The organism is Brucella sp. IR073, from assembly GCF_049065735.1.
Classification (GTDB): domain Bacteria; phylum Pseudomonadota; class Alphaproteobacteria; order Rhizobiales; family Rhizobiaceae; genus Paramesorhizobium.
The window spans coordinates 256,134-273,068 of record NZ_JBAKHD010000005.1 but is presented as its reverse complement, the minus strand read 5'-3'; the positions used below and the strand labels follow the sequence as shown (position 1 = coordinate 273,068).

The following is a 16,935-nucleotide window of genomic DNA, read 5'->3' as shown; positions in this document are numbered from 1 at the left end:
TTGCCCTGAAATCATTGCATAAAAGGCGATATTCCGGCAAAATGCGAGCCGTGCGTACGAACATCCGCTGAGGAGTTCGGGCCTCACGCACAGAACCTCCTCACGGATATCCGGTTACGCATAACGTAGCCTGAAGGAGGATTTAATCATGGCTATGACCAACCCTGTAGGCCGCCCGGGACTGATTCAGCACCGTGGCTGGGAGGATAATGCCATCATGGCTCTCGGGGCCATCATTTTCCTTTCATCGCTGTTCTTCCCCGCAACCGACAAGATAGAAGTCGTCATCAACACCATGCTTGCGGGCGCCTTCGTCACGGCTTGCGGCATCATGGAAGTGGCCCGGCTGCGCCGCTGGCAGGAGGTGCTGGTCTTTCTCGCGGGCCTGTGGGTGATCGCTTCACCCTTCGCCTTCGATTATTCGGATCCGCTTCGCACCTGGCATGTCGCGCTAGGCGTCATCATCGTCGCCATCGCCGCGCTGCAGCTATGGCAGGACCGCAAGCGCCGGTTCGGAACATAACGTGCCGGGGAAACCCGAATAGGCCGCCGGAGCTTCGGTTCCGGCGGCTATCCACCTGGACTAAGGTGTGTTGAGATCCAGGTCAGGGCGAGGCGAAAATGGTGATTTTCGAGAACCGGAGCGGAGTGTACTTCAGTACATATGCACCGGAAGCGCAGAAAGACGCCATTTGCAGCCCGCCCTCACCTGAATATCAACACACCCTAGTCACGGCATTGTTACATGCGGATGCTAGGCGGAGCGAAATCTCCCAAACGCAAGGGATTCGCGCTCCATGCCCGCAATCAGGACCAAGCAGGCCGGCAACGAAAAGGTGAAGCGCGCGATGCAGCGCAATTCGCTCTTCTCCCGCGCCGGCCTTTCCGAACGGCTCTTCGCCCATCTCTTCAAGGGTCTGGTCTATCCGCAGATCTGGGAAGATCCGGAAGTCGACATGGAGGCGCTCGAGATCGGCCCCGGCCATCGCATCGTCACCATCGCATCGGGCGGCTGCAATGCGCTTTCTTACCTCACCGCCGATCCCGCAAGCATCGAGGCGGTCGACCTGAACCCGGCGCACGTCGCCTTCAACCGGCTGAAGCTCACCGCCCTCGCCCGCCTGCCCAACTATGACGCCTTTTACCGCTTCTACGGCACGGCGGACGATAAGACCAACTGGCAGGCCTATCAGCGCTTTCTCCGTCCCCATCTCGACGCGCAAAGCCGCGCCTATTGGGAAAAGCGGATGCTCTCGGGCCGCCGCCGCATCTCCATCTTCTGGCGTGATCTCTACCGCCACGGCCTGCTCGGCATCTTCATCGGCATGGGCCACCGCGTCGCCCGCCTCTATGGCATCGACCCGCGCGATATGCTGAAAGCCCGTACCATCGAGGAGCAGCGCAGCTTCTTCGATACCGCCATCGCCCCGCTTTTCGACAAGCGCATGATCCGCTGGGCCACGGCCCGTAAATCCTCCCTGTTCGGCCTCGGCATTCCGCCGCAGCAATATGATGCGCTGGCCACTTCAGGCAATGGCGACATGGCCACCATCCTGCGCAGCCGGCTGGAAAAACTCGCCTGCGGTTTTCCGCTGAACGAGAATTATTTTGCCTGGCAGGCCTTCGGGCGCGGCTATAGCGAGGACGCCGAAACCGGTCCGCTTCCGCCTTATCTTTCCCGCGCCAATTTCGAGAAGGTGCGCGCGCGCGTCGGCCGCATGAGCGTCGTCAACGCCTCCTACACCGAACTGCTCGCGGCGAAGCCCGATGCCTCGGTTGACCGCTTCATCCTCCTTGATGCACAGGACTGGATGAACGACACCCAGCTCAATGATCTCTGGCGTGAAATTACCCGCACCGCCGCGTCTGGCGCGCGCGTCATCTTCCGCACCGCCGCCGAGCCCAGCATCCTGCCCGGCCGTGTCGATCCCGCCATTCTCGACCGCTGGGACTATCGCGAAGAACAGTCGCGCGAACTCCACGCCCGCGACCGCTCGTCGATTTATGGCGGCTTCCATCTCTATGTCCTGAAAGACGGCTGATATGTTCGGCAAGGCGAAGGCAATCGATCACGGCAGCCTGATGGACCGCGTCTATCGCCGTCAGCGCCATGTCTATGACGCGACGCGCAAATACTATCTTCTCGGCCGCGATGAGATGATCGCCTCGCTGCGCGTTCCCCAAGGCGGCAGCGTGCTGGAAATCGGTTGCGGCACGGGCAGAAATCTCATCAAGACGATGAATCATTTCCCCAATAGCCAACTCTATGGCATTGATATTTCGCATGAAATGCTCGACACGGCGCAAAAGGCGGTGGAACGTGCCGGCATAGAAGGCAAAGTGCGCCTCGCCCATGCCGACGCCGCAAGCTTCGACCCGCAAACCCTCTTCGGACGCAAGGATTTCGACCGCATCTTTATCTCCTACGCCGTCTCGATGATCCCCCAATGGCAGGCGGTGATGCGCGAGGCCGTGGCGCACCTTGCTCCCGGCGGCGAACTCCACATCGTCGATTTCGGCGATTGCGCGAGGCTGCCCCGCTGGTTCCGCGCCGCGCTCTATCAGTGGCTTGAATGGTTCCACGTCACCCCCCGGAACGATCTTTTCCAGGTGGCGGGCAATATCGCCGCGCAGACGCAGGCTCTCGCCCAGGCGCGCATTCTCTATCGCGGATTTGCCTGGATATCCGTCGTCAAGCGAAAAGCTGATAGCGAATAGTTGGGCGCTATCAGCGATACACTATTCGCTATTTTCTCTGAATCACGTAACGCTTTATCAACCCTGTTTCCTCTATCGCCTTGGTTCATGAAGCGCATCGTCCCTGTCCTCATGTCCCTCCTTTTGTCCGCCTGCACATCGGTGGATTACGATCTATCGGAGGCGACGAAGACGGTCAGCATCGAACGGAAGGCGACCTTCGCCTATCCCGCCGTGCGCGCGCCGAAATTCGGCGACCGCGATCCGCATGACTGGAAGGGCAGGACGCCCTGGCACTATGCCGTTCACGGCACCGACGTGTCCAAATATCAGAGCAAGGTGGACTGGAAGACGGTGCGCGACAGCGGCATCTCCTTCGCCTTCATCAAGGCGACGGAAGGCGGGGACCGGGTGGATGACCGCTTCCGTGATCATTGGGCATCCGCTGCTTCGGTCGGCATGCCGCGCGGGGCCTACCATTTCTATTATTTCTGCCGCCCGGCCATCGAGCAGGCGCAATGGTTCATCCGCAACGTCCCGCGCGATCCGAACGCGCTGCCGCCGGTTCTGGACATGGAATGGAACCCGCAATCGCCCACCTGCAAGCGCCGCCCCGCGCCGGAAGTCGTGCGCAGCGAGATGAAGATTTTCCTCGATGCCGTCGAGCGGCATTACGGCAAGCGCCCGATCATCTATACCGCCATCGATTTCTTCGAGGACAATGAGCTCCACCGCATAAAGGGCTATCCTTTCTGGCTGCGCTCGGTCGCTGGCCACCCCAGCGAGCGCTATGGCGAGCATCCCTGGACGTTCTGGCAATATACCGGAACCGGCAAGGTGCCCGGCATCGAGGGCGACGCCGACATCAACGTCTTCGCCGGCTCCCCGGAGGAATGGCGCGCGGTGGTCGAAGGGCGCCGGAAGCACTAAAAAGCACAGCCACACAACTTTTACTTCATTTCCGCGCCGTGATGGGGCAGAAGCGAGCCCCAGAATTGTCTCATTTGCGCGCATCGTGCTTTTAGCGAAAAAGCAATGCCGGAAAGAAGTTTAGGAAATGAAGAAAACCGCCCTGCTGCTGGCAGCATCGTTCCTTGCCTCCACTGCGCTGGCTAGCGCACAGCAAGCCCCGGCCTCCCCTGCCGTTCCGGCCCAGGGAACGGTCGCACCGCAGGCCGCCTGTGGCGGCGACCTGAAAACCTGGCTCGATGGCGTCGCCGCCGAAGCGCGCGCCGATGGCGTGGGCGAGAAGGGCATCAGCGAGCTTTATAAGGCGCAGATCGATGACCGGGTGCTTGGCCGCGACCGCTCGCAGGGCGCGACCTTCAACCAGACCTTCGCCGACTTCTCGCGCAAGCTCATCTCCGACGCGCGGCTCAAGAAGGGCCGCGAAATGCTCGTCAAATATGCCGATGTCTTCAAAAAGGCCGAAGATACCTATGGCGTTCCCGGCCCGGTCATCGCTGCCTTCTGGGGCCTGGAGACCGACTATGGCGCCATCCAGGGCAATTTCGACACGCTGAATGCGCTCGTGACCCTTGCCCATGATTGCCGCAGGCCGGAGCTTTTCCGGCCGCAATTGATCGCGCTGCTGAAGCTCTTCGACACCGGCGTCGTCAACGCGCAGACGACAGGCGCATGGGCCGGCGAGATCGGCCAAATGCAGATGCTGCCGCTCGATTATCTCGAGCGCGGCGTGGATGGCGATGGCGACGGGCGCGTCGACCTGAAGAACAGCGTGCCTGACGTCATCATGACGGCGGCGCGGATGATACGCGATCTCGGCTGGCAGAAGGGCCAGCCCTGGCTCGAAGAGGTCAAGCTGACGAAAGACCTGCCCTGGGAGCAGGCGATCCGCACCAACCGCCTCCCCCATTCCAAATGGGCCGCCTGGGGCGTGGAAGGCATGAACGGCCCGCTCGGCCCCGATGACGGCAACGCCTCCCTGCTCCTGCCGATGGGTCGCAAGGGCCCCGCCTTCCTCTCCTACCCGAATTTCGATGTGTTCGTGGAGTGGAACAAGTCGATCGTCTACGCGACCACCGTCGCCTATTTCGCCACCCGCCTCGCCGGCGCCCCCGCATTCGAGCTGGGCAATCCCGATCCCGGCCTCACCACCGACCAGATGAAGGAATTGCAGACCAAGCTCGCCGCGCGCGGCTACGACATGGGCAAGATCGACGGCGTCTTCGGCGTAGCCACCCGCGACGCCGTCCGCGCCGAGCAACTACGCTTGGGAATGCCTGCGGATTCCTGGCCGACGGTGGAATTGCTGAACAAGCTTTAAATCAGCTAGAGTGAGATAGCGGTCTTGCGCTATCTCACTCTTAGTCTCACGCCACCTTCTTCTCCTCACCGAAGAACGCGCCGATAATCGCGCCTACATTGCCGGGCGCGACCGGCGGGCTGAACAGGAAGCCTTGCAGCTCTCCGCACTGTTCCGCCCGCAGCGTTTCGAGCTGAGCGGCGGTTTCCACGCCTTCCGCCGTGGTGTCGATACCGAGGCTCGCGCCGAGCCCGATGATCGCGCGGACGATGGCGAGAGATTCCGGGCTGTTCTCGATCTCGCGCACGAAGGAGCGGTCGATCTTGAGCCGGTTGAACGGGAACTGCTTCAGATAATGCAGGCTGGAATAGCCGGTGCCAAAATCATCGAGCGCAATGCGCACGCCGCGGTCGCGCAATTGGCGCAGCAAGGCCAGATTGTCGGCGCTGTCGTCGAGCAGCACCGATTCGGTGATTTCGATTTCGAGCCGCGCTGGTGCGAGCCCGCTTAAGCGGAGCGCCTCGTCGATCGCTTCGAACAGGCCACCGCTGCGGAACTGCACCGGGGAGACGTTCACCGCCACCATCAGCGGGTCCGGCCATGAAGCGGCCTGACAGCAGGCTTCGCGCAGCATCCAGCGCCCGAGCCGGTCCACCTGCCCCGTTTCCTCTGCGATGGGAATGAACTCGCCCGGAGACACCATGCCGCGTGAGGGATGCCGCCAGCGCATCAGCGCCTCGAAGCCGCATAATTTTCCTGTCTGCACCGAGATGATCGGCTGGAAGTGCGCTTCGAACTGCTCGGCCGGGTCGGCATTGCGCAAATCCATTTCCAGCGCGCGGCGGTTCGAGACCTGCGCATCCATCTCCGGCTCGAAAAACCGCACTTCGCCTTTCAGCGAACCCTTGGCGCGGTAAAGGGCAAGGTCGGCGCAGCGCAGCAAATCGTCCGCCTCGGTCGCGTCCGCCGGGGCCACCGCACCGCCGATGCTGGCGCCGATGCGCACCGGGCATCCCTCCACACTCGATATCAGCGCCAATTCCTGGCTGATGCGGCGCGCGAGCACCTCGATCTGCTCGCGCGATTCAAGCCCCGGCGCAAGCACGGCAAACTCGTCGCCGCCCAGCCGCGCCACGATATCTCCCTCGCGCAGCCGCTTTTTCAGCCGCTTCGTCACTTCCACCAGCACCGCGTCGCCCGCCGCATGGCCGAGCGTATCGTTGACCAGCTTGAAATCGTCGAGATCGACCATCAGCACGCCGAAGGCCCGCCCGCCATCGGCAAGCTTCGCCGCCGCCCGCTCGATTTCGCGGGTGAAGACCGTACGGTTCGCCGCGCCGGTCAGCGGATCGTGATGGGCGAGATAGGTGACATGCGCCTCCGCGCGGCGGCGCTCGGTAATGTCCATGATGGTCGAGAGCGTTGCGGGCCTGCCCTCGACCATCACCTCGCTCGTATATTCGATGATATCGAGGGTTCGACCATCGGCGGTGCGATGCTTCAGCCCCGCCGCCGACGACGCGGCATCCTCCTCGGATCCTTCGATCGACAGGTCCGCCACGCTCAGCTTGAGAAAGGCCTCTCTCTCATAGCCGTAGAGCCTGAGCGCGGCCTCGTTTACATTGAGAAAGCCCTCCTCGCCATGGGCGCGCACATACATCGGCGCCGGATTGTCGTCGAAGAGCGAGCGGAACAGCGTGACGCGGGATTTGAACTCGCGGATATCGGTCAGCGTCACCACGAGAATGCCGTCGGCAAAATTCACCCCGGCCTGCAGCGCCAGCGGATTGCCGTGCAGCTCATAGGTCAGCTCGAACGGCTCGACCGGCGCGCCCAGCGCCGCGCGCAGCATCGGCTGAGGCGTCACGATGCCGAGGCGTGAACAGGCCTGAGAGAGAAGCGTGAATTGCAAATGCTCCGGCTCGCCTCCGAGGAAGCGCGCGGCGGCCTCGTTGATGCTGAGGACGAAGAAATCGCGCGGCATCCCGTCCTCGCCCGGCACCGGAGAGAGACCGAGAATACCCTGCTGCGAGGCGTCGATCAGCAGCCGCGGCAGATTCAACTGCGCCTTGCGCGGGCGTGTCATGACCAGGAAATATTCCCCGCTCCACCGGCAGGAAAGCGGAAAGGCCACGATCTCCACCGTCGAGACCTTGTTCTCGATCAGCCAGCGGCAGAGCGCAAGGCTGGGGCTGCCGGCAAGGCGCGAGCGGCCGATGGCCGAAGCGATGGCCTGTCGGAAGACATAAGGGACATCCAGAAAATCGACCGCCCCCTCGCCGAGACGGATGATAGAGCGCACCCTTTTGCCGGCGCGCAGCATCCGCGCGGGCTTGCCCGGCAGGCAATGAATCACCGCGATCTCATCGGCAAAGCGCCCCATATTGCCGAGCGTGAAATCCTCATAGGAGGGCAGCGACGTGTTGATGCGCGCCGCCTGCCAGCAATGCAGCATATAGCGCACATCGTCGAACTCCGTCGGGATATCGATCGCTTCCTCAGCCGGTGACGGGGTTGTTTCGATCCGGGATTGAGACATGCCTGAAAAGCCATGAAACGGGTGGGACATGAGACATGCCGATGGGAAGTCGGCTTGGCAGGACGGCATCATGCCTCGCGCTGCTACCGTTGCAATTGATCTGCCGCATGTTTGGAGAGAAGACATGCCGGTGGCCGCGCGCCGTTCATGCCGGTTTTTAGGCAATGTGTATTACGAAGTGCTTAAAAGAGCCGTCACGGGACTGTCATCTGAGTCGTCGCGACCTGCCTCCAACACAAGCGAAGGCAAGCATATTCGAAAATGGCAAAATTCGGATTTTCGGCCGCCTGGAGGCTACGGTTCACAAAAAGTGAACACCTGAAGTAAACGTTGTTTTTCAATAATTTAGCTCTATAAAACGAAAAATTTTCCCCATCGTCGCTATTTGGCAACACGAATTCCGCTTTTTTTATGGCTCGACTGGGCATAGATTCCCCCTCGTTAACCCAACGCCGCAAGGAGCCGCGGCGTCTGAAAGGAGGCAGACCGATGGGACTTACACGTTCGCTGAATGTCCTGATGATCTGTGCAGCGTTCGCATTTTTGGGTGCGATGGTAATGGGCCTCATCCCCTGAGCATTTGCAGTCAGGCGAAGCCTGGCGTCGCACAAATGCTGCTAACGGGAGAGGCGGAGACTGCGGGTCGAGGGTCCTCAATCCCCTTGGGAAACAAAAAGGAAAAGCCCGGCATAGCGTCCGGGCTTTTTCATATTATGCGGCCGCGCCCGCCAGCTTGGCCCCGGCGACGTCCCGCTTGTGCGGACGGATGCCGATCATGTGGCAGATGGCGAAGACGAGATCCGCCCGGTTCATCGTATAGAAATGGAAATCCTGCACACCGCGCTCCACCAGATCCAGCACCTGCTCGGCGGCGACGGCTGCGGCAACCAGCATATGCGTCTGAGGGTCGTTGTCGAGCCCGTCGAAGCGCTCGGCAAGCCAGGCGGGGATATGCGTGCCCGCGCGCGAGCCGAAATTCACCACCTGCTTGAAATTATGGATCGGGAGAATGCCCGGCAGGATGGGGATATAGATACCCGCGCGGCGTACCTTCTCCACATAGCGCTCGTAGAGATCGTTGTCGAAGAAGAATTGGGTGATCGCCCGCGTCGCGCCATTGTCGACCTTACGCTTCAGCATGTCGATATCGGTGGCGAAGTCGGGGCTTTCAGGATGTTTCTCCGGATAGGCGGAAACGGAAATGTCGAAATCGGCGAAAGCCTTGAGGCCAGCCACCAGCTCGGCGGCATTAAGATAGCCCCCTGGCGTCGGGCGGTACTGTTCGCCGATGCCTGCTGCCGGGTCCCCGCGCAGCGCCACGAAGCGCTTGATGCCGAGGGCGGCAAACTCCCGCACCACCGCATCCACCTCTTCCTTGGTCGCATCGACGCAGGTCAGATGCGCGGCAGGCGTCACATCGGTTTCTTTCAATATACGCGCCACGGTGCGCGCCGTGCGCTCGCGCGTCGAACCGCCCGCACCATAGGTGACGGAAACGAATTCGGGCTTCAGCGGCGCCAGCCGCGTGACCGTCTCCCAAAGACGCGCTTCCATCTCCTCCGTTTTCGGCGGAAAGAATTCGAAGGAGACGCGGATTGCCTGCCCGATATCGGAACGGCGGGAAAGTCCGAAAATGCTCATCAAACACGCTCCGTCTCATTTGGGGAAGCAACGGGGTCGGCGATCAGAAGGCGCGGGTCACGCGCAAGCCAGAGCTTCACGGTGAGCCCGGCATCGCCGCCCTTCGACTCCAGATCCTGGGCTTCATCGAGCGCAAGCCCCGCCTCGCCGAGCCAGCCGCGCATCTGTTCATCACTGAATCCCAAGCGCAGATGGGCATGCTCCTCGCGCAGGAATTCGAGGGTATGCGGCGCGAAATCGACGATAAGAAGACGCCCGCCGGGCCTGAGCGCCCGCGCCGCCTCGCGGATCGCCGCCTGCGGGTCTTCAAGGAAATGCAGCACCTGATGGATGGTGACGAGGTCGAAGCTCTCCCGGTCCACCGGAAGCGCATAGACATCGCCCTGCCGCACTTGTGCATTGGTAATGCCGGCGCGGTCGAGATTGGCGCGCGCCACCGTCAGCATGTCGCGGTTGATATCGATACCGAGCCCGCGCACATAAAGCGGTGAGAAAAGCTCAAGCAGCCGCCCGGTGCCGGTACCGACATCGAGCATGGCCTGGAACGGCGTCTTACCGACGATGCGCTTTAAAGCCGTTTCCACCGCGCTTTCCGAGACATGCAGCAGGCGAATGCGGTCCCAGCTTTGCGCATTGGCGCTGAAATAGGCCGCCGCCCTCTCCTGCCGCTGTGTCTTGACCGCCGCCAACCGCTCCAGATCCCGCTCCAGCAGCGGATCGGCGCTGTCGAGCCGGGCAATCAGCGCGCGCGCGAGCGCACCGGCGATGCCATCGTCCGAAAGCCGGAAATAAGCCCACGCACCCTCCTGCGAGCGGTTGATCAGCCCTGCTTCATAGAGCAATTTCAGATGGCGTGAGACACGCGGCTGCGACTGGCCAAGAATGGAAGTAAGGTCCGATACCGTCAGATCGCCGCGCGAAAGCAGCGCCAGAATGCGCAACCGGCTGGATTCTGCCGCCGCTTTCAGCGTATCGACCATGGGGTCGAGATGGAGACTGGCATTGCTCATGGGCATTTGGACCGATGCGATATTTATGCAAAAGACATAAAGATATGTTTATGTGAAAATAGAAAAGCGCGCAAGCAAAAAAGGCCATGAAACGAAACGAAGCACAACAAGAGGTAAAAAATGAGCACAGGCACCGCGCGCCAGCGCGCCATCGGCAAGGCCCTGACCGCGCTTCTTCCCGGCGTGCCCTATGCGGATTCCGAACCGATCCGCGCCGCGGCCCTGGCCCCACACATGAAGACCCTACCGCCCTCCACTGCCGTCTGGCTGGCCACGGTCGCCCACATCCGCCACGCTCACACCGATTACGACGCGCTGCGTGACGAAGGTTATGACAAGGATTCTGCACGGTTTTTCGTGCTCGACGCCGTCAACGCCAAGCTGACGGAATGGCGGGCGACGAGGTGGCTGGAGGCGGATGAGGAGGCAGGCATATAAAGTCACCCGCAAGTGACATTATTAATTTTTCCTTTACCAAAATGACCAACAGTACAAGATTATACAATTAAAAGGTGTATAAGTTAAATATACTCAACCGAATATGATTTTCTTCCACAAAGGTATTCCCATGAAAATCCGAACATTTCTTGTGGCAGCTCCCGCCTGCTTGTTCACATCTGCTTTTTCCCAGGCCGATGAGCTACAACCCCCATGCCGTCATCCTTACGATGAGCCTACTCGCGTGGTTTGTGTTTACACCTTCACCGGCAACGAACAAAGCTTTCAGGTCCCTCAGGGAGTGCACATGCTTGACATTACTGCGATTGGCGCAGCGGGTGCTGCTGGAGATGCAATCCATAATTATTTACAATCTGGCGCGGGGGGCCTCGGCGGATATGCCCGAACCCTCATTTCGGTCACGCCTGGTTCAACATTACATGTGGAGGTCGGTGGAACTCCTACGACTGATCCCTCAAAATGCAACAAATTGGCAAATCCTCCCGTTCGTTGCCTCGGTGGCTGGAACGGCGGCGGGTCGGCCCAACCCCAAACCGACGCCGGAGGCATGGGTGGTGGAGGCGGCGGCGCTTCTGATGTGCGCATTATTTCAGCCTCGCTGCCGGAATCTTTGAATAGCAGGCTCATTGTCGCTGGTGGCGGCGGTGGGGGCGGATCCTCTTGCAACGGCATTTGCAATGCGGCGGGCGGCGATGGGGGCGCCGCTGGAAGCGCGGGCAAAACTGGAGAGGATTCCCCTCCTGACCAACCGGGTGGGACAGGAGGTGGAGCTGGTACGTTAATTGCCGGTGGAGAGGGTGGCTTTGAACGCGGCACGGCAGGAAGCTTGGGCCAAGGCGGCAATGGCGGAGTCTGGTACAATGGTCATAACGGATACTTCGGTATGGGAGCCGGCGGCGGCGGTGGCTATTATGGTGGCGGCGGTGGGGGAGTGCCCACCGCCACATATGCGTCCGGCCCCGGCGGTGGAGGCGGCGGCTCGTCATTCGCTCCCGATGGAGAAATAGGCGTCACCTCAGAACCTGCATCGGTACGGATCATGTATATCATACCGCACCAATCCCAAACCCAATGACGCCAGCCACGAAGCTAAGCGATGAAATCACCGTCACGAGCCTCATTTCCGGTGACGGTTCTCCCTGTTCCATCGAAAAGCGATAAAACCAGCCCGTTCACCCCGGATAGATCCACTGCTCCGGCACCCGAGCCTCGACCTTCTCGCCCGCCTTCACCGTTCCGGGCTTTTCCACCCAGACCACCAGCCCGCGCAGCCGCTTCGCCACCCGGACGAATTCCAGAGATACCGCCGTCACATCGGCAACACCGGCATTCTCCGCCAGCCTCTTCCCGGCGATCTTGCAGGGGCCGTTCTGCCCGTCCACCTTCAGCGTCACCCCGCCCTCGAAGAACAGGAGCGTGCGCGGCGGAAGCATCGAAAAGGACGGGATGCCCTCGATGAGCATATTGGCGCCGATCCATTCGGGCCGGACTTCGGCAATGCCAAGCCCCGCCGCAATTGCTGCGAGCTCATCCGGCGCGACGAGCGAAAGCTGGCGCTCGTTGCGGATCTCGGTGCCGCGCGGATACCACGGCTCGCGCCCGCCGGACTTGCGCGTCAACCCGGCATGGTAGTCGCCGCGGGCGCCCTCGAAGGTCAGTTCCAGCGCGTCCTTCGCCTCGGTGCCGAAATGGCCGTGGAGAGCGTTGAACACGCCCGCAACCGTTCCCGAAATCCTGCGGCCCGGAACGATCTCCGGACGAGCCTTATCCTCAAGCGGCGATAGCAGATCGGTCATGGTGCTCTCCTCCGGTTTCGTTCTTGCGATTTACCCCAACCGGGCCGCTCCTACCATCGCGTGGTTCTGATAGACGCACGAAAAATTCTGATGGATCAGCCTTTTTGCGCCACGAGGAAAAAGCGCGGGAAGCGCAAAAGCGCCTTGCCATCGCGGGCGAGCGGATAGGCTTCGGCGATGCGCGCCATATAAAGGGCAAGGTAGTCCGCCTGCTCGGCCTCATCCAGAACGTCGAGGAATGGCCTAAGGCCCGTCCCCTTCACCCACTCGACCACCGCCTCAGCCCCTTCCAGCGGGTGGTTGTAAATCGTATGCCAGATGTCGAGGCGCGCCGCCTTGGGCGAAAGGGCATCGTAATAGGCTGAAACGGGCGGCAACGGATCGCGCGCCTTCGCCCCAATGCGGTCGACCCAGCGCGGATCGCGTGCCACCTCAGTCATCAGCTTGTGCGTCGGTTCGGTGAGATTGTCAGGCATCTGCACAGCCAGAACCGCGCCGGGCTTCAAGGCATCGAACAGCCGCTGGAATTCAGCGATATGGTCGGGCAGCCACTGGAACACGGCGTTCGAAAACAAAAGATCAGTGTCGCTCTCCGGCGTCCACTTCGCCACATCGGCAAGCTCGAAGCGAAGCCCCGGCAGCCGCGCCCTCGCCTTCTCGATCATGTCGGGGGAGGTATCGAAGCCGAAAATCTCCGCTTCCGGCCAGCGCTCCGCCAGAAGCTCGGTCGAATTGCCCGGCCCGCAGCCGATATCCACGATCTTGCGCGGTGCCCCGAGCGGCACTTGTGCGAGAAGATCACGCGCCGGACGGCTGCGCTCGTCCTCGAATTTCAAATATTGCGCGGCGGACCAGTCTTTCAATCTCGTCGCTTTCATTGCCTGTCATAAATATCACCGCGATGCCCGACACCCACGACCAGAACGATGCATACAGCGTCTTCTATCCTCGCCAGGATGCGGATATCTCCAACGCGGTAACGCCAAATGCCTTTGAATTTTCCGGTTAAAGAAGAGCCAAGCCGTCTCGGATTGTCATGTCCAAGAATTCGATTGTCGATAAAATCGGCTATACGTTCGCGGTCGGATTTGCTTAGTTCTTGATGTCTTTGAAAGCTTGGTCATCGAATTCAACCCGCCACATCGATGACATCCGGCGCTAGGATTGAATATCGTCAAAAAGCCGCCGCTTAACTTCATCCCAAGACAAACGCTCTCCTGCTTCGGCCAGACGCGCCTCTGCCAAGGCGAGGTCTTCCATATCCTCAAGATGACGGAGGATCGCTTCGCGTGCGTAATAGCTTTTCGTCCGCCCTGTCGTCTTCGCCAAGTCATCGAGACGTTTTTCAATATCCGCAGGCAATCGTAACGCTAACATAGGAAAGCTCCTTTGCTATACATGTACAGCAAAGGAGCGGGAATAGCAACGAACGTCAAATCATCGCGTCAGCCGCTTATACGTCACCCGCTTCGGGTTGACGCTGTCCGGACCCAGCCGGCGGATCTTGTCGGCTTCGTATTCCTCGAAATTACCCTCGAACCATTCCACATGGCTGTCCCCTTCGAAGGCAAGGATATGCGTCGCCAGACGGTCGAGGAACATGCGGTCGTGCGAGATGATAACAGCGCAGCCAGCGAAGTTTTCCAGCGCGTCTTCCAGTGCCGAAAGCGTTTCCGTATCGAGGTCGTTGGTCGGCTCGTCGAGCAGGATGACATTGCCGCCGCTCTTCAGCATCTTAGCGAGGTGCACGCGGTTGCGCTGACCGCCGGAGAGATTGCCGACCTTCTGCTGCTGGTCGCCGCCCTTGAAGTTGAATGCGCCGCAATAGGCGCGGCTGTTCATCTCGTGCTTGCCGAGCTTGATGATGTCATTGCCGCCGGAAATCTCTTCCCACACCGTCTTGTTCGGGTCGAGATGATCGCGGCTCTGGTCGACATAGCCGAGCTGCACCGTATCGCCGACGCGGATGGAACCCGAATCCGGCTTTTCCTGCCCGGTGATCATCTTGAACAGCGTCGATTTACCCGCGCCGTTCGGCCCGATCACGCCGACAATGCCGCCGGGCGGGAGCTTGAAGTCGAGCCCTTCGATCAGCACCCGGTCGCCGAAGGCCTTGGTCAGCCCCTCCGCCTCGATCACCACCTGCCCCAGCCGCTCGCCAGCGGGGATGATGATCTGCGCCTCGCCCGGGCGGCGATCATTCGCCGCCTTGACCAGCTCGTCATAGGCCTTAATGCGCGCCTTGGACTTGGCCTGCCGCGCCTTGGGGCTTGCCGATATCCACTCCCGTTCGCGCTCCAGCGCTTTCTGGCGGGCGGCCTCCTCGCGGCCTTCCTGCGCCATACGCTTGGCTTTGGCGTCGAGATAGGCGGAATAATTGCCCTCATAGGGAATGCCGCGGCCGCGGTCGAGTTCGAGGATCCAGCCCGTTACATTGTCGAGGAAGTAGCGGTCGTGGGTGATGATAAGCACCGCACCCGGATATTCCCGCAGATGCTTCTCCAGCCAAGCGGTGGTTTCGGCATCGAGATGGTTGGTCGGCTCGTCGAGGAGCAAGAGGTCCGGCTGCGAAAGCAACAGTTTGCACAGCGCCACACGGCGCTTTTCACCGCCCGAAAGCTTGGTCACGTCCGCATCGGCAGGCGGGCAGCGCAGCGCTTCCATCGCCATCTCGACCTGGCTGTCGAGGTCCCAGAGATTCTGGCTGTCGATGATGTCCTGCAGCTTCGCGCCCTCTTCCGCCGTCTCGTCGGAGTAGTTCATCATCAGTTCGTTGTAGCGGTCGATGATCGCCTTCTTCTTGGCGACGCCCTCCATGACATTGCCGAGCACGTCCTTGGACGGGTCGAGCTCCGGCTCCTGCGGCAGATATCCGCATGTCGCGCCCTCTGCGAGCCAGGCTTCGCCGGTATATTCCTTGTCGATTCCCGCCATGATGCGCAGGACCGTCGATTTACCCGCGCCGTTCGGGCCGAGAATGCCGATCTTGGCGTCCGGGTAGAAGGAAAGATGCAGGTTTTCGAGAATCTTCTTGTTGCCATAGGCCTTGTTGAGCCCGGCCATGTGATAAATGAATTGGCGTGCCATCGCGCGCGTCGTCTCCGCTGTGAGGGAAAATCCGTTGCGCCGTATGTAAGCGAAATGGCAGGTGGGGGCAATGATTGAGAAAACGTCCGCCCCGAAAAGTGCGAAACCGGGTGCGGATATTTCCGTCACCCGGTCTCCCCTCTGGTTCCGCTTGCGGAAGCTTCCTCTCTTCCTTGGGCGGCATGTAAAAGGTTGAAGGCAAAACCTCCCCGTCGAGACAAGGACAGCGGCCCCAATCTCCGATCAGTCTTTCAATTGTTGAAAAGAACACCCGATAGCCCGCCAGCCCCAGCAATGCCGTTCTCAACCAAATTCCAAGGTCAGTTTTGCGCAGCTTTTTAAAATTAGCAAGCGGTTTTGCAAAAAAATATTGCAGAACATGATTAAGATTAAAAAATAGGCATTTGAGGTCATGCCTGCATAGGACGACATCATGACAGAACGCCAATTGACTATTGGATCGTCAGATCGTCAAGTTGATGGCGTCATCAGGAGGAACTGGCGTGCCTTTCCAAACGGCGGAATTCCTGGCCTCGCCTTCCGGCGCGAGCCTTTGCCTGCGCGAACAACTGGCCGAAGGCGGCGCGCGCGGCGTCGTCCATATCAATCACGGCCTCGCCGAGCATTCGGCGCGCTATGCCCGCTTTGCCGAAAAGCTCGGACAAGCAGGCTTTCATGTCTATGCCCATGACCATCGTGGCCATGGCGAAACCACGGCGCCGGACGCGCCGCAGGGCATGTTTGCATCCCGCGGCGGAACGCAGAAGGTCATCGCCGATGTCGCCGCCGTCAACGCCCATATCCGCGCCGCCAATCCCGGCCTGCCGGTCGTCCTTTTCGGCCATTCCATGGGCGGGTTGATCGCGCTCAACTACGTCCTGAAACATCCCCGTACCATCGATGCTGCCGCCATCTGGAACGCCAATTTTTCCGCCGGTGCAGCGGGCAAACTGGCACAACTCATCCTCGCAGCGGAGAGAATGCTCATCGGCTCCGACGTGCCGAGCCGCATCCTGCCCAAGCTCACCTTCCGCGAATGGGCGCGCAAAATCCCGAGTGCCCGCACCGATTTCGACTGGCTCTCCCGCGACCCCGGCGAGGTGGACGCCTATTTCGCCGACTCCAAATGCGGCTGGGACGCCTCGGTCAGCCTATGGATCGACGTCTTCCGCCTCGTCTTTCAGGGCGCGGACGACCGTAATTTCGGCAATATTCCCCGCGCCCTGCCGTTCAACCTCGTCGGCGGCGAAGAGGACCCAGCGACGGATAATGGCAAGGCCGTAGCGGCATTGGCCCGGCGGCTGCGCGCCATGGGATTTACCGACATACATGAATGTATCTATCCCGGCACCCGCCACGAAAGCCTGAACGACATCAACCGTGACGGGATAACGCAGGATTTTATCGCCTGGTTGAGCCAGATCATTCAAAAATGATGGC

General features: G+C 60.7%; 17 protein-coding genes. 9 read left to right on the top strand and 8 right to left on the bottom strand.

What is annotated here, in order from left to right; translation table 11 throughout:
* The first annotated feature begins 148 nt into the window (after positions 1–148).
* The 5 genes from ACOWVG_RS13230 (at position 149) to ACOWVG_RS13210 (ending at position 4,984) form a co-directional block, all read left to right on the top strand.
* The gene (locus tag ACOWVG_RS13230) at positions 149–523 is read left to right on the top strand and encodes an SPW repeat domain-containing protein (RefSeq protein WP_420962687.1); all 375 of its coding nucleotides are present in this window, start codon (positions 149–151) and stop codon (positions 521–523) included.
* Between the two features lie 274 nt (positions 524–797).
* Positions 798–2,042 carry a DUF3419 family protein gene (locus ACOWVG_RS13225; protein ID WP_420962686.1) on the top strand — a complete coding sequence of 415 codons (1,245 nt, stop codon included), beginning with the start codon at positions 798–800 and terminating at the stop codon, positions 2,040–2,042.
* A gap of 1 nt (position 2,043) precedes the next feature.
* Positions 2,044–2,718 carry a class I SAM-dependent methyltransferase gene (locus ACOWVG_RS13220; RefSeq protein ID WP_420962685.1) on the top strand — a complete coding sequence of 225 codons (675 nt, stop codon included), beginning with the start codon at positions 2,044–2,046 and terminating at the stop codon, positions 2,716–2,718.
* Between the two features lie 87 nt (positions 2,719–2,805).
* A complete protein-coding gene (locus ACOWVG_RS13215; protein WP_420962684.1) occupies positions 2,806–3,627 on the top strand; it encodes a GH25 family lysozyme in 822 nt (273 codons plus the stop codon).
* A 127-nt stretch (positions 3,628–3,754) separates the two neighbouring features.
* On the top strand, positions 3,755–4,984 hold the full coding sequence (locus ACOWVG_RS13210; RefSeq protein WP_420962683.1) for a lytic murein transglycosylase: 1,230 nt from the start codon (positions 3,755–3,757) through the stop codon (positions 4,982–4,984).
* A gap of 46 nt (positions 4,985–5,030) precedes the next feature.
* Here ACOWVG_RS13210 and ACOWVG_RS13205 read toward each other — a convergent pair whose 3' ends face one another.
* A complete protein-coding gene (locus ACOWVG_RS13205; protein WP_420962682.1) occupies positions 5,031–7,502 on the bottom strand; it encodes a putative bifunctional diguanylate cyclase/phosphodiesterase in 2,472 nt (823 codons plus the stop codon).
* Positions 7,503–7,530: 28 nt separating this feature from the next.
* Between ACOWVG_RS13205 and ACOWVG_RS13200 the strand changes: the two genes are divergently transcribed.
* Entirely contained in the window at positions 7,531–7,824 is a 294-nt protein-coding gene (locus ACOWVG_RS13200; RefSeq protein ID WP_420962681.1) for a hypothetical protein, read from the top strand.
* 389 nt (positions 7,825–8,213) lie between these two features.
* Here ACOWVG_RS13200 and metF read toward each other — a convergent pair whose 3' ends face one another.
* Positions 8,214–9,143 carry a methylenetetrahydrofolate reductase [NAD(P)H] gene (gene metF / locus ACOWVG_RS13195; protein ID WP_420962680.1) on the bottom strand — a complete coding sequence of 310 codons (930 nt, stop codon included), beginning with the start codon at positions 9,141–9,143 and terminating at the stop codon, positions 8,214–8,216.
* Entirely contained in the window at positions 9,143–10,153 is a 1,011-nt protein-coding gene (locus ACOWVG_RS13190) for an ArsR/SmtB family transcription factor (RefSeq protein ID WP_420962679.1), read from the bottom strand. The genes metF and ACOWVG_RS13190 overlap by 1 nt, the downstream gene beginning before the upstream one ends.
* Before the next feature lie 120 nt (positions 10,154–10,273).
* On the opposite strand from ACOWVG_RS13190, the gene ACOWVG_RS13185 reads away from it, so the two are divergent.
* Positions 10,274–10,591: a DUF2293 domain-containing protein gene (locus tag ACOWVG_RS13185; protein ID WP_420962678.1), complete on the top strand. Its 318-nt coding sequence runs from the start codon at positions 10,274–10,276 to the stop codon at positions 10,589–10,591.
* Positions 10,592–10,694: 103 nt separating this feature from the next.
* Complete coding sequence (locus ACOWVG_RS13180; RefSeq protein ID WP_420962677.1) at positions 10,695–11,687, top strand: glycine rich domain-containing protein; 993 nt, start codon at positions 10,695–10,697, stop codon at positions 11,685–11,687.
* 97 nt (positions 11,688–11,784) lie between these two features.
* Here the strand turns inward: ACOWVG_RS13180 and ACOWVG_RS13175 are convergent, their stop codons facing one another.
* The 5 genes from ACOWVG_RS13175 to ettA all read right to left on the bottom strand — a co-directional run bounded on the left by ACOWVG_RS13175 (position 11,785) and on the right by ettA (position 15,495).
* Complete coding sequence (locus tag ACOWVG_RS13175; protein WP_420962676.1) at positions 11,785–12,408, bottom strand: MOSC domain-containing protein; 624 nt, start codon at positions 12,406–12,408, stop codon at positions 11,785–11,787.
* 95 nt (positions 12,409–12,503) lie between these two features.
* Positions 12,504–13,271: a trans-aconitate 2-methyltransferase gene (gene tam / locus ACOWVG_RS13170; protein ID WP_420962906.1), complete on the bottom strand. Its 768-nt coding sequence runs from the start codon at positions 13,269–13,271 to the stop codon at positions 12,504–12,506.
* Between the two features lie 11 nt (positions 13,272–13,282).
* Positions 13,283–13,480, bottom strand: coding sequence for a type II toxin-antitoxin system RelE family toxin (locus ACOWVG_RS13165; protein WP_420962905.1), 198 nt, complete (start codon positions 13,478–13,480; stop codon positions 13,283–13,285).
* Positions 13,481–13,566: 86 nt separating this feature from the next.
* A complete protein-coding gene (relB, locus tag ACOWVG_RS13160) occupies positions 13,567–13,785 on the bottom strand; it encodes a type II toxin-antitoxin system RelB family antitoxin (RefSeq protein WP_420962675.1) in 219 nt (72 codons plus the stop codon).
* A gap of 60 nt (positions 13,786–13,845) precedes the next feature.
* Positions 13,846–15,495: an energy-dependent translational throttle protein EttA gene (gene ettA / locus ACOWVG_RS13155; RefSeq protein ID WP_420962674.1), complete on the bottom strand. Its 1,650-nt coding sequence runs from the start codon at positions 15,493–15,495 to the stop codon at positions 13,846–13,848.
* Positions 15,496–15,998: 503 nt separating this feature from the next.
* On the opposite strand from ettA, the gene ACOWVG_RS13150 reads away from it, so the two are divergent.
* On the top strand, positions 15,999–16,931 hold the full coding sequence (locus ACOWVG_RS13150) for an alpha/beta fold hydrolase (RefSeq protein WP_420962673.1): 933 nt from the start codon (positions 15,999–16,001) through the stop codon (positions 16,929–16,931).
* Positions 16,932–16,935: the final 4 nt, after the last annotated feature.